General features: G+C 54.9%; 1 pseudogene. It reads right to left on the bottom strand.

Going from position 1 to position 244, the window contains the following annotated elements:
• Nucleotides 1-244 (bottom strand): annotated as a pseudogene (locus ULO1_RS05775) (IS200/IS605 family accessory protein TnpB-related protein); the annotation flags it as partial.

Below are 244 nucleotides of genomic sequence, written 5' to 3'. Positions count from 1 at the left end.
GTCCTTCCAGGGTGCGGATCAGTTCTACCGCATAGGGTAACTTCATGGCCAGCCATATCTGCACCAGTTCCCGGTGTTTTTCCGGCAGCCACAACTTACCCTCAACCCTGGGGGCCTGGCTCATCCTGGGGCGACCAAGTTTATCTATGCCTGTCTGTTCAGAAAGGTGGGAGAGGGAAACCGCCAGGCGGAAGTCCTGTCCGTCATAAAATATCTTAATGTTGGGGTTGCCTCCCTTGCTCTC

Source organism: Carboxydocella sp. ULO1 (genome assembly GCF_002049255.1).
Classification (GTDB): Bacteria; Bacillota.
The sequence above is the reverse complement of the archived record's forward strand: the minus strand, read 5'-3'. Positions and strand labels throughout refer to the sequence as shown.